Here is a 12,094-nt window from a genome sequence, read left to right as displayed (position 1 = left end):
GGTCGCGTTGGAGCTCGCGATGGCGTTGCGGGTGTCGGATCGGGGTGTGCAACGCCGGATGTCGGAGGCATACCTGCTGAGCACCCTGTTCCCGCGGACACTTGAGGTGTGGGCGGGCGGGGAGATCGATGCCGCTCATGCGTGGGCGATCAGCCGCACCGGCACGCTTCTCACCTCTGAATCAGACCGGGCGCGGTACGAGAGTCTCGCCCTGGAGGCGGCCCGGTCGGAGTCGCCTGCGCGGATGAGCGCGGCGGCGAAGGCGATCGCAGCGACCATCGACCCGGCCGCGTTCACCGAGGCCGCGCAGCGCGCGTACGACGAGAGATCCGTGCGCTTGTTCGCCTTGGACGATGGGATGGCCCGGTTGATCGCGGATCTTCCCGCGCCGCTCGCCCACGCCATCCACGACACCCTCACGGCCCGGGGTCGGGCGATCCTCGATCAGACCGACGAGGACACTGAGTCCAATGCCATCACTGGCGTCGATATCGATGTGAACACGCGCGTCGCCGGGGGCACGAGCGACACCCGCCGTGGCGAGACACTCATCACCAGCTCCGTCCGCGCCACCGACGCGACCTGCACGACCACGCCGATCGTGAAGGACTCCCGCACTCTGGCGCAGGTCCGCGCGGACATCCTCACCGACCTGCTCCTGACCGCCACTGCCTCCACCCGCGCCACCGGTGCCGGAGTGGAAGCGGTGACGGCGCAGATCCAGGTGACGGTCCCTGCCCTCACCCTCGCCGGCGACCCGAACAGCGCCCCGGCCCTGCTCACCGGCTACGGGCCCATCGACCCGACGATCGCCCGACGCCTGGCCGCCCTGGCCCCCGGGTGGGATCGCGTGTTCATCGACCCCGCCACCGGCATCCCCGTCGCCGTCGACCGGTACCGGCCGTCCGCCGAGATCCGCCGTTACCTCGCTGCACGGGATGAACGCTGCCGCACCCCCGGCTGCACCCGCCCCGCCCACCGCTGCGACCGCGACCACACCACCCCCGCCAGCCACGGCGGCCACACCGCCCCCGACAACCTCGCCCACCTCTGCCGCCGCCACCACACCGTCAAACACCACACCGCCTGGCAGGTCCGACACCTCGGCCACGGCACCCTCCAATGGACTTCACCCACCGGACGCCACTACGAAGACCACCCACCCAGCCTGGTCAGATTCGTCCCCACCACCGCCACACCGGCCGAGCCACCACCCTTCTGACGCCGCGCGTCGCGGGCGCCTCGGGCGTGTTGCTCGAGGATGGTGGGGCTCGATGTCGAGGTGAGCGGGAACCATACGATGGGGAAATGGACTTCCTCGCCGCTCCAGTTCTCAGCAATGAGTTCGTGCGTGTGGAACCGCTCAGCGCGGCGCATCGCGCCGACCTGGTCGACGCCGTTCGAGTGGGCAATATGTGGGAAGCCTGGTACACCCACATCCCCTCGCCGGACGAGATGTCGGGGACCATCGAGAAACGTCTCGCCGCGCACACTGAGGGCTCGATGGTTCCGTGGGCTGTGATCGATGCCGCCTCCGACCGTGCCGTCGGCATGACGTCGTACCTGAACATCGAGCCGACGAATCGACGCCTGGAGATCGGAGGCACGTGGCTGGGCAGGAATGCGCAAGGAACAGGGATCAACCCCGCCGCCAAGCTGTTGCTGCTGAGTCGCGCGTTCGACGATCTGGGCTGCGGGGCAGTCGAGTTCCGCGCGCACTGGCACAACCGGCAATCCCGCACGGCCATCGAGAAGCTGGGCGCGAAGCAAGACGGCGTGTTGCGTAACCACACGGTCTTCGAGAACGGGACCATCCGCGACACGGTCGTGTACTCGATCATCGACGGGGAATGGCCGACCGTGAAGTACGGCCTTCAGGAGCGCCTCAATGCCCTCCGCTCCACCGAGAGCTCGCGCTAGCAGAGGCAGGTTCCCGCAACACTCCCTACCGCGACTGCGCGACCAGTCGCCGCACGACGGGGGCGTATCCCTCCGCCGACACGGTGACCGTGATCTCTCCCTCGCCCGTGGCGCGCACCACGGCGAGCGCGCGTCCGTCGTGCGTGCGACGCGACGGACCGGCGAACGACTCCGTCGTCCGCGCACGGCTCGACCCGAGCGCCGCCAACTCGCCCGCGCCGGTCACCTGGACCGTCACCTCCGTGTCGCGGTCGCACACCACGGCGCCGTCCGTACCGGTATCGGCACTGGCTTCAGCGGCATCCGCGAGCTCGATCACGAGATGGGCGAGGCCGCCGTCGGCGTCCACGGCATCCTGTTCGGCACGAACGCGCAGCGCGAGCGCGCCCGCGGTGACCAGGTCGGTGCGACCCACCTCCACCCCGCCACGCCACGCGATCGCCACCAGCCGCCCCGGGCGGTAGTGCGTCTCGAACCGCGCGATGAGCGGCCGCGGGTCGCCCACCGGCGCCCGGCCGATCAGGCGGTCGCCGTCCGCGTCGACCAGACGCAGCTCGACCTCCTCGGCATCCGCGTACACGTCGACGGTCACCGGCGCACCCGCCTCGACGGCCCACGACCACGACGACACGACGTCGTCCCACGACCAGGGCGTCTTCTCCACCGGCCGGCCGTGGTGCGCGGGCCGGTGCACGGCGATCGCCGGCGCGCGCCGCAACCCGAACGCGATCTCCCGGTAGAAGGATGCCGGGGTGCGCCGCCCCGTCAGATCGATGTCGCCGCACTGCGCGAGCAGATACGGGTACGGCCCGGCCGTGCCGGTCGAGCGGTACCCGTCGACGTCGGTGTACTCCACCCGACCGATGCCGGCCTCGCCGACGTAGTCCCACCCGGTCCAGGTGAAGTCGCCGATGACGTGCGGCAGCCGGCGCACCTGCTCCCACAGGTGCGCGATGCGGTCGGGGAAGGTCTCCGAGCCGACGATGATGCGGTCGGGGAACAGCTCCGCGTCGAGCTCGTAGCGGGCATCGCCGTAGTTGAAGCCGACGACGTCGAGCACGGCGGCCGACTCCTCCGTGGAGCGGGTGATCAGCTCCGACGCGTTCGCGGCGGCCATCTGCGCGCCGAGTCCGGCCATCATCGTGTTCGGGTCGGTCGCGGCGATCTCGCCGAGGATCTCCGGCAGCCGCTCCATGTTCGCGATCACACCGTTGATGCCGTTGGTGACGTAGCGGGTCGGGTCGAGACGGCGGAACTCCTCGGCGATGCGCCGGCTCCACGTCGCGCCGTGCGGCGTCGCCAGCTCGAGGATCTCGTTGCCGATCGAGTACAGGATGACGCTCGGACGGTTGCGGTCCTTCGCGACGAGCGCGGCGACCGACGCGGACCACCGGCCGTCGAAGCCGACCGACGCGTCGAAGCCCGTCTTGGCGCGCGTCCACACGTCGCTCAACTCGTCCATCACGAGCATGCCGTGTCGGTCGCAGGCATCCAGCAGCGCCCGGGAGGCGGGGTTGTGCGCGCTGCGGATCGCGTTGAACCCGGCATCCTTCAACAGCCGCACGCGCCGGTCTTCGGCGTCGGGGTGCGTGATCGCCCCGAGCGCGCCGTTGTCGTGGTGGACGCACGCGCCGCGGAGATCCACCACGACGCCGTTGATGCGCAGACCGTGCTGCGGGTCGAGCTGCAGGCGCCGGATGCCGAAGCGGACGGCATCCTCGTCGAGCACCGCACCGCCGCCCTCCACCTCCTCCCCCACCGCCTCCCCCGCGGCCTCGTCGGCGAGCGTCACCCGCACCTCGTGGAGGGCGGGATCGTCGGGCCCCCACAGCGCGGGGCGCTCGACGATCAGGCGCGCCCGGGCGACGGCCGACGCCCCGGGCAGCACCGTCACGGGCGCGTGCGTCGCGGCGACCGTGCCGCCGCGGGGATCGACCATCTCCCAGCGCAGGCGGAGCGTGCGGGTGTGACGCGTGAGGTTCTCGACGCGCGTGGCGACCTCGACGACCGCACGCTCGGCATCGATGTCGGGGGTGGTCACCGTCGTGCCGTCCAGGCTGAGATGCACGGGGTCGGCGACCACGAGGTGGACGGGCCGGTAGATGCCGGCACCCGTGTACCAGCGACTGTCGCGGTGGGCGCGCGCCTCCACCGTGATCGTGTTGGTGCGACCGAACCGCAGGAACGCGTCGACGGCCACCGCGAACGCCGCATAGCCGTCGGGCTGATGGGCCGCGAAGTCGCCGTTGACGTAGACGACGGCGTCGCGGTAGACGCCCTCGAACTCGATCGTGACGCCTTTGTGCTCCCACGCGGCGGGCACCTCGAAGGAGCGCGCGTAGACGAACACCCCGCCGGGGATGTAGCCGGTGTGGACACCGCCGTCGTTGTCGGCGCCGCGGGGAAGATCGCGCAGCGCATCGTGCGGGATCGCGACCGGCACCGGCGCCGTCGCCGCCTCCCGGCTCTCGAACGCGGCGAGCTTGGGCGCGACCGTCCACCCCTGGTGGAAGGGCAGCCGGATCACGGGGCGACGTCCGGCTCGGCACCCATCCGCGCGTCGAGGATCTGCTCCAGCGCGTCGAGGTCGTAGCCGCGCACGAACCCGCGGAAGAACTCCGCGAGCGCCTCGGCCATGTCCGTCGACGTCGGGTCGAGCAGCCACTGCACCTGCAGGCCGTCCATGAGCGCGGTGGTCGCCACCGCGGCGCGGAAGGGATCGATGGTGCCGATCAGACGTCCGTCGGCCTCGATCTTCCGAAAGGCCGCCGCGATGCTGGAGCGCACGTACTCGTAGCGGCGCAGGAAGTAGCCGTGCGCGGGGTGCGTCGGCGACGTGGCCTCGGCCGACAGGGTGCAGAAGAGCTCGATGACGCCGGGGATCGAGGCGTTGTAGCGGGCGAGCTGCACGAGCGCGCGCAGCGTCTCGACCCCGTCCTCGTCGTCGAAGTCGACGACCTTGCGCGATTGCTCGTCGCGGTGGTCGAGCACCGCGAGCAGGAGCGTGCTCTTGTTCTTGAAGTGGTGCAGCAGGCCGGCTTCGCTCATGCCGACGCGCTGCGCGATCTCCCGGAGGGATCCCGCCCGGTAGCCGCCCTGGGCGAACACCTCCAGCGCCGCATCGAGGATCGCGTTGCGCGTGACCTCGCTCTTGGCGTATTCGCCGCGCTGTGCGCGTCGCGGTGTCGTCGTCTCGGTCATCGTGACCATCGTGCCCCATCCCGGTCGCCGCGGTTCGGCGCCGTCGGCACCAGTGTGCACGGTTTCATAACGAAAACCTAGTAGTCGTTAGATATTTGACTTCAAAACCTAGTGCTCCTTCGGATTTGCTGCTAGCGTCCCCCGACAGGGCGGTCCGCAGGGGTATCGCCCACCCGAGAAAGGGACCAAGGATGTTCCGTTGGAAGGCCACAGCAGCCCTCGCGGTCGTCGCTGCACTCGCACTCACCGGCTGCGCCGGTGGCGGGGAATCCGGCGGCGGCAGCGGGTCGAGCAGTGAGCGGGCAGACCGCCTCACCCTCATCACGATCGCCGCCCCCACGAGCTACGACATCGGCGCGGGCGCCGAATGGGGCAACCGCAGCGAGTACTTCGAGGCGGTGTTCGACACCCTCCTCCGACAGGACTCGAAGGGTCAGCTCCAGCCCAACCTGGCCACCGAGTGGTCCTACAACGACGACAAGACGGTCCTCACGCTCACGCTGCGCACCGACGCGACCTTCACCGACGGCACGCCCGTCGACGCGAAGGCCGTCGTCGCCAGCCTGGAGCGCTTCCGCGACGGCACGTCGCCGCAGGCGGGAACCATGAAGGGCAACGTCTACGCCGCCACCGACGACCACACGGTGACCATCACGCTGACCGCCCCGAACCCGGCGCTGCTCAACTCGCTCTCGCTCGCCCAGGGCCTCGTCGCCGCCCCGTCGTCGTTCACCGACGCGGACGTGGCCACCAAGCCGGTCGGATCGGGCCCCTACATCCTCGACACGGCCGCCACGGTCACGGGCACGACGTACGTGTACACGGCGAACCCCGACTACTGGAACAAGGATGCCGTCAAGTACGACAACCTGACCGTCAACGTGATCGACGACACCACCGCCATCCTGAACGCCATCAAGGCCGGCGAGGCCAACGGCGCGAAGATCGCCGACAACACGACCATCAGCGAGGTCGAGGGCTCGGGCTGGACGATCGCGTCCAACGAGCTCGACTTCCAGGGCCTGCTCCTGTTCGACCGCGCGGGCACGATGAACCCGGCGCTGGGCGATGTCAAGGTGCGCCAGGCCATCAACATGGCCTTCGACCGCGAGGCGCTCCTGCAGTCGCTGCAGAGCGGCTACGGCACCGTCACCGAGCAGGTCTTCCCCACCTCCTCCGTCGCGTACGACGCCGCGCTGGACTCGACGTACGCCTACGACCCCGAGGGCGCCAAGAAGCTGCTCGCCGAGGCCGGCTACGCGAACGGGCTGACGATCAGCATGCCCTCGGTCGCCGCCTTCCAGACCTCGTTCGACCTGATCAAGCAGCAGCTGCAGGACATCGGCGTCACGGTGCAGTACACCGACACCGGGACGAACAACTTCATCTCCGACATGCTGACGCCGAAGTACCCGGCGACCTGGATGGCGCTGCAGCAGGACCCCGACTGGCAGCTGATCAACTTCATGATCGCCCCCGGCGCGACCTTCAACCCCTTCAAGTCCCAGGACCCGAAGGTCGACGAGTACATCGCGACGATCCAGACCGGCTCCACCGAGGAGTCCGACCAGGCGCTGAAGGACCTGAACAAGTACCTGGTCGACCAGGCATGGTTCGCCCCGTTCTTCCGCGTGCAGGGCTCCTTCGCGACCGACGCGAACACGACCGTCGACTTCTGGCCGACGAACGCCTACCCGTCGATCTTCAGCTTCTCGCCGAAGAACTGATCCGCCGCGCTGCCCGCCTGCGGCCTCCGCAGGCGGGCAGCGCCGCTCGAACCCGGAGAGAGCCATGCTCACCTTCATCCTCAGGCGGATCGCCTCGGGCGTCGTCCTCGTCGCCGTCATCTCCTTCCTCGCCTACGTGCTGCTCTATGCGGCCGGCGGTGACATCGCCCGCCGCATCCTCGGCGAGACCGCCACGGCCGAGACGGTCGCCAAGAAGACCGAGGAGCTCGGCCTGAACCGGCCCCTCCTGGTGCAGTACTGGGACTGGCTGACCTCGGCGCTCACGGGCGACCTGGGCCGCAGCTGGTTCAGCGGCGAGCTCGTCAGCGTCAGCGTGTCGGGACGCGTCGGCGTGACGCTGTCGATCGTGATCGGCGCCACTCTCGTCTCCGCGGTCCTCTCGATCGTCCTGGGCGTGCTCGCCGCCCGCCGCGGCGGGTGGATCGACGGCCTCGTCCAGTTCCTCTCGCTCATCGGCTTCGCGATCCCCGGCTTCCTCATCGCCCTGGGCCTCGTGCTCGTCTTCGCGATCGAGCTGCACTGGTTCAAGGCGACCGGGTTCGTCCCCCTCACCACATCGTTCAGCGGCTGGATCGCGTCCGTGACGCTGCCGATCATCGCCCTCTCGCTGGGCGCCATCGCCACCGTCGCCCAGCAGGTGCGCGGCTCGGTGATCGACGCGATGTCCCGCGACTACGTCCGCACGCTCCGCTCGCGCGGCCTGTCGACGGGCTCCGTCGTCTACAAGCACGTGCTGCGCAACGCCGGCGGTCCCGCCCTCGCGGTGCTCGCGGTCCAGTTCATCGGGCTGCTCGGCGGCGCCGTCATCGTCGAGCAGGTCTTCGCGATCCCCGGCATGGGCCAGCTGACCGTCAAGGCCACGACGCAGGGCGACATCCCCGCCGTCATGGGCCTGGTGATCGTCTTCGCGATCATCGTCGTCGTCGTCAACCTCCTGATCGATCTCGTTCAGGCCGCTCTCAACCCGAAGGTGCGTCTGTCATGACCGCTGTCGACGTTCCCCCCGCCGTGCCCGTGGCGCCCGTGCGCGTCTCGCTGATGCGCCGGCTCGTGCGCCGCCCGCTCGGCCTCGTCTCCCTCGCGTTCCTCGCCCTGGTCGCCGTGATCGCGATCATCGGTCCCGTCATCGCCCCGCAGGACCCCAACTACGCCGACATCCGCGCGATCCTCGCCCCGCCCGGCGGCGCTCACCTGCTCGGCACCGACAGCGCCGGCCGCGACGTGTTCTCGCGTCTGCTGCTGTCGACGCAGACCAGCATCGCCGCGGCGCTCGTGGCGCTGATCACCGCCCTCCTGCTCGGCGTCGTGGCCGGCTTGATCGCCGGCTACTACCAGGGCTGGTTCAACACGGTGGCCACCTGGGTCACCGAGCTGAACATGGCGCTTCCGGCGATGGTCGTCCTGCTCGCGGCGCGCGCCGCGCTGGGCCCCTCCGTGTGGCTGTCGATGCTCATCTTCGGCGTCCTGCTGTCGCCCGCCTATTTCCGGCTGGTGTTCGCGTCCGTCACGGCCGTGCGCGCCGAGCTCTACGTGGATGCCGCGCGCGTCTCCGGCCTCAGCGACGTCCGCATCATCGGCCGCCACGTGCTGTCGGTCGTGCGCGCGCCGATCATCATCCAGTCGGCGATCATCGCGGGCATCGCCATCGCGATCCAGTCCGGCCTCGAGTTCCTCGGCCTCGGCGACTCGTCGGTGCCCACCTGGGGCGCCATGCTCAACGACGGCTTCAAGAGCATCTACAAGCAGCCCACGCTCATGCTGTGGCCGTCGCTGGCCATCGCCCTGACCTGCATCGCCCTGACGCTGCTCGCCAACGTCATGCGCGACGAGCTCGAGCGGACCGTGACGGTGCGCCGCAAGCGCCGCCGCGCCGTCACGACCGCCACCGGCTCGATCGCCGCGGTGACGACGTCGGTGCGACTCGGCGGCGGCGACCTCGTCGACCCCGACGAGCCGCCGGTCCTCGACGGCGCCGACGTGATCGTGCACCCCGAGGACGCGCGCAGCAAGGCGAGCGCGACGGTGCTCCAGGTGCGCGACCTGCGGGTCGGCTACGACCAGCCGGACCGCTCGCACATCGAGGTGGTGCACGGCGTGTCCCTCGACATCCGCCGCGGCGAGGTCCACGGCCTCATCGGCGAGTCCGGATCGGGCAAGACCCAGACGGCGTTCGCCGTCCTGGGGCTGCTCCCGCGCGGCGGCACCGTCACCGGCGGCTCGATCCTCTACGAGGGCACCGAGCTGGCCGACGCCTCGGAGCGCGTGTACTCCGGCATCCGCGGCAAGCGCATCGGCTACATCCCCCAGGAGCCGATGAGCAACCTCGACCCGTCGTTCACGATCGGCAGCCAGCTGGTCGAGCCGTTGCGCAAGAACCTGGGCCTGTCCAAGGCCGAGGCACGCGAGCGCGCGCTCGATCTGCTCGCCCGCGTCGGCATCCCGCAGCCCAAGCGCACCTTCGACGCCTACCCGTTCGAGGTGTCGGGCGGCATGGCCCAGCGCGTGCTGATCGCCGGCGCCGTCTCGACCGACCCCGACCTGATCATCGCCGACGAGCCGACGACGGCCCTCGACGTGACGGTGCAGGCCGAGGTGCTCGATCTGCTGCGCGACCTGCAGGCGGAGCGCAACATGGCGATGCTGCTGGTCACGCACAACTTCGGCGTCGTCGCCGACCTCTGCGACCGCGTGACGGTCATGCAGAACGGCCGCTTCGTCGAGCAGGGCCCCGTGCGGGCGATCTTCACCGACGCGCGGCACCCGTACACGCAGACGCTGCTGGACGCGATCCTCGACGAGGGTCCCGCCCGCGGCCCCCTCCTCCCCACCACGAACGGAGCCGGAGCATGAGCGCGCCGCTGCTGGAGGTCACCGACCTCGTCGTCGAATACCCCGGCAAGGGCTTCCGCGCCGAACCGTTCCGGGCGTTGAAGGGCGTCTCCCTCGACATCCTGCCGGGCGAGACGGTGGGACTGGTCGACGAGTCCGGATCGGGGAAGACGACGCTGGGGCGCGCCGCGCTCGGGCTCGCGCCGGTCACGGCAGGGACGATCCGCTTCGATGGCCAGGACATCTCGCACCTGGGGCGACGGGAGCGCCGCGCCCTCAGCTCGCAGATCCAGGTCGTCTTCCAGGACCCGTACTCGTCGCTGAACCCGTCGATGACCATCGAGCAGATCCTGACGGAGCCCCTCACGGTCGCCGGCGTCGGCTCGGCGGAGGCCAAGACCCGCGTGCGGGAGCTGCTGGATCAGGTGGGCCTGCCCGGCGATGCGCGCAGCCGCCTGCCGCGTGAGTTCTCGGGCGGCCAGCGCCAGCGCGTCGCGATCGCCCGCGCCCTCGCGCTGAGTCCTCGCCTCATCGTCTGCGACGAGCCCGTGTCGGCGCTGGACCTGTCGACCCAGGCGCGCGTGCTCGACCTGTTGATCGAGATCCAGGAGCGCACGGGCGTCGCCTACCTCTTCGTCACCCACGACCTCGCCGTCGTCCGTCACGTCAGCCACCGCGTGGCCGTCATGTACCGGGGCGAGATCGTCGAGGCCGGCGACGGCGACCAGGTCACCTCTCGGCCGCAGCACCCCTACACGCAGCGGCTGTTCATGGCGGCCCCCGTGCCCGATCCCGACAAGCAGGAGGAGCGCCGCCTCGCCCGACGAGCGGTGCTCGCGGCCGAGGCCGCCGCACGATGAGTCGCCCGAACATCGTCTTCGTGATGTCGGACGACCACGCCGCCCACGCGATCTCCGCCTACGGCAGCAAGGTCAACGCGACGCCGCACCTGGACCGTTTGGCACAGGAGGGTGTGCGCATGGATGCCGTCTATTGCACGAACTCCATCTGCAGCCCGTCCCGGGCCACGATCCTGACCGGCACCTACAGCCACATCAACGGCGTCTCCTCGATCTGGACCGAGATGGACTACCGGGTGCCGACGTTCATCGATGTGCTCCACGGCGCCGGATACCGCACCGCGATGTTCGGCAAATGGCATCTCGGCGAGCACGGCAACGCGCTGCCGCGCGGGTTCGACGCGTGGAAGATCTTCCCCGGACAGGGCGACTACGTCGACCCGGAGATGATCGATGAGAACGGCAGCCGGCCGGTCCCCGGCTACGCGACGGACATCGTCACGGACCTCGCGATCGACTGGATCGACGAGGTCTCCACGAGGGGTGATGAACCGTTCTGCATGATGGTCCACCACAAGGCGCCGCACCGGCCGTGGGTTCCGGACGAGAAGCACCACCACCTCTACGCGGACGGCACGATCCCCGAGCCCGACACGTTCTTCGACGACCACGCGACGCGCAGCAAGGCCGTGCAGGGCGTGCGTATGACGATCGCCGACGACATGGGGGCGGACGACCTGAAGGAGGAGGTGCCGGCGCATTTGCGCGGCCCCGAGAACCGCGAGGCGCGCATGCGCTGGAAGTACCAGATCTACATGCGCGATTATCTGCAGTGCGTGCAGTCCATCGACGACAACGTGGGCCGACTGCTCGACCACCTCGCCGAGCGCGGCCTCGCCGAGAACACGATGGTCGTCTACACCTCCGACCAGGGGTTCTTCCTCGGCGATCACGGCTGGTTCGACAAGCGACTCATGTTCGACGAGTCGCTGCAGATGCCGATGCTCATCCGCTGGCCGGCCGAGATCCCCGCCGCGAGCCGCTGCGCGGGCATCGTCACCAACGTCGATTTCGCCGCGACCTTCCTGGACGTGTGCGGGATCGACGCGGCATCCGCCCTGCCCACCTCGCAGGGCCGCAGCTTCCGCCCGCTGCTGCGCGGCGAAGAGGTGGAGGACTGGCCGGAGGCCGCGTACTACCGCTACTGGGAGCACGACGACCCGATCCATGCCGCTCCCGCGCACTACGGCATCCGTACCGCGACGCACAAGCTCATCCACTACTACGGGGTGGGCATGGGCGTGCCCGGTGCCTCGGATGCCGAGTTCGAGCCCGAATGGGAGCTGTACGACCTCGTCGCCGATCCAGCCGAGCTGCGCAACGTGGCCGACGATCCCGCGTACGTCGAGGTGCGCGCCCAGCTCGAGCAGACCCTTCGCGAGTACCAGGACCACTATCGAGACCTGCCCTATGCCGGCCCCGACACTCCCCGACCCGACTGGGGGCCGTACGACCACGAGCTGCTGGCGCGCGTCGAGCAGTACGTCAGCCAGATCCGCGCATCCTCCTGATGACCGCGACCACACCCACCCCCGG

At 69.8% G+C, this 12,094-nt stretch carries 9 protein-coding genes; 7 read left to right on the top strand and 2 right to left on the bottom strand.

All coding sequences use genetic code 11. The annotated features are described in order from the left end of the window. Positions 1-1,222, top strand: a 1,222-nt coding sequence (locus tag MHO01S_RS15425; RefSeq protein WP_061782565.1) for an HNH endonuclease signature motif containing protein, incomplete at its 5' end; no start/stop codon positions are given. Positions 1,223-1,308: 86 nt separating this feature from the next. After that, a complete protein-coding gene (locus MHO01S_RS15420; protein WP_060958968.1) occupies positions 1,309-1,920 on the top strand; it encodes a GNAT family N-acetyltransferase in 612 nt (203 codons plus the stop codon). Between the two features lie 25 nt (positions 1,921-1,945). Here MHO01S_RS15420 and MHO01S_RS15415 read toward each other — a convergent pair whose 3' ends face one another. Then, a complete protein-coding gene (locus MHO01S_RS15415) occupies positions 1,946-4,447 on the bottom strand; it encodes a glycoside hydrolase family 2 TIM barrel-domain containing protein (RefSeq protein WP_061782564.1) in 2,502 nt (833 codons plus the stop codon). Further along, positions 4,444-5,121, bottom strand: a complete 678-nt coding sequence (locus tag MHO01S_RS15410) for a TetR/AcrR family transcriptional regulator (protein WP_060959074.1) — start codon at positions 5,119-5,121, stop codon at positions 4,444-4,446. The genes MHO01S_RS15415 and MHO01S_RS15410 overlap by 4 nt, the downstream gene beginning before the upstream one ends. Positions 5,122-5,312: 191 nt before the next feature. On the opposite strand from MHO01S_RS15410, the gene MHO01S_RS15405 reads away from it, so the two are divergent. The 5 genes from MHO01S_RS15405 (at position 5,313) to MHO01S_RS15385 (ending at position 12,069) form a co-directional block, all read left to right on the top strand. Then, positions 5,313-6,848 carry an ABC transporter substrate-binding protein gene (locus tag MHO01S_RS15405; protein WP_060958966.1) on the top strand — a complete coding sequence of 512 codons (1,536 nt, stop codon included), beginning with the start codon at positions 5,313-5,315 and terminating at the stop codon, positions 6,846-6,848. Between the two features lie 64 nt (positions 6,849-6,912). After that, positions 6,913-7,854: an ABC transporter permease gene (locus MHO01S_RS15400; protein ID WP_060958965.1), complete on the top strand. Its 942-nt coding sequence runs from the start codon at positions 6,913-6,915 to the stop codon at positions 7,852-7,854. Next, entirely contained in the window at positions 7,851-9,719 is a 1,869-nt protein-coding gene (locus tag MHO01S_RS15395; RefSeq protein WP_061782563.1) for a dipeptide/oligopeptide/nickel ABC transporter permease/ATP-binding protein, read from the top strand. The genes MHO01S_RS15400 and MHO01S_RS15395 overlap by 4 nt, the downstream gene beginning before the upstream one ends. Further along, positions 9,716-10,558, top strand: a complete 843-nt coding sequence (locus MHO01S_RS15390; RefSeq protein ID WP_060958963.1) for an ATP-binding cassette domain-containing protein — start codon at positions 9,716-9,718, stop codon at positions 10,556-10,558. The genes MHO01S_RS15395 and MHO01S_RS15390 overlap by 4 nt, the downstream gene beginning before the upstream one ends. After that, positions 10,555-12,069 (top strand): sulfatase family protein, encoded by a 1,515-nt coding sequence (locus MHO01S_RS15385; RefSeq protein ID WP_060958962.1) that lies wholly within the window; start codon positions 10,555-10,557, stop codon positions 12,067-12,069. The genes MHO01S_RS15390 and MHO01S_RS15385 overlap by 4 nt, the downstream gene beginning before the upstream one ends. The last annotated feature ends 25 nt before the right edge of the window (positions 12,070-12,094 follow it).

It is taken from the genome of Microbacterium hominis NBRC 15708 (assembly GCF_001592125.1).
In the GTDB taxonomy this organism is placed as follows: Bacteria; Actinomycetota; Actinomycetes; order Actinomycetales; family Microbacteriaceae; genus Microbacterium; species Microbacterium hominis.
The sequence above is the reverse complement of the archived record's forward strand: the minus strand, read 5'-3'. Positions and strand labels throughout refer to the sequence as shown.

Bases quoted from the DNA above. Each gene is read 5' to 3' on its own strand.
- MHO01S_RS15420 (WP_060958968.1), top strand. From the start codon at position 1,309: ATGGACTTCCTCGCCGCTCCAGTTCTCAGCAATGAGTTCGTGCGTGTG.
- MHO01S_RS15410 (WP_060959074.1), bottom strand. From the start codon at position 5,121: ATGACCGAGACGACGACACCGCGACGCGCACAGCGCGGCGAATACGCC.
- MHO01S_RS15405 (WP_060958966.1), top strand. From the start codon at position 5,313: ATGTTCCGTTGGAAGGCCACAGCAGCCCTCGCGGTCGTCGCTGCACTC.
- MHO01S_RS15400 (WP_060958965.1), top strand. From the start codon at position 6,913: ATGCTCACCTTCATCCTCAGGCGGATCGCCTCGGGCGTCGTCCTCGTC.
- MHO01S_RS15395 (WP_061782563.1), top strand. From the start codon at position 7,851: ATGACCGCTGTCGACGTTCCCCCCGCCGTGCCCGTGGCGCCCGTGCGC.
- MHO01S_RS15390 (WP_060958963.1), top strand. From the start codon at position 9,716: ATGAGCGCGCCGCTGCTGGAGGTCACCGACCTCGTCGTCGAATACCCC.
- MHO01S_RS15385 (WP_060958962.1), top strand. From the start codon at position 10,555: ATGAGTCGCCCGAACATCGTCTTCGTGATGTCGGACGACCACGCCGCC.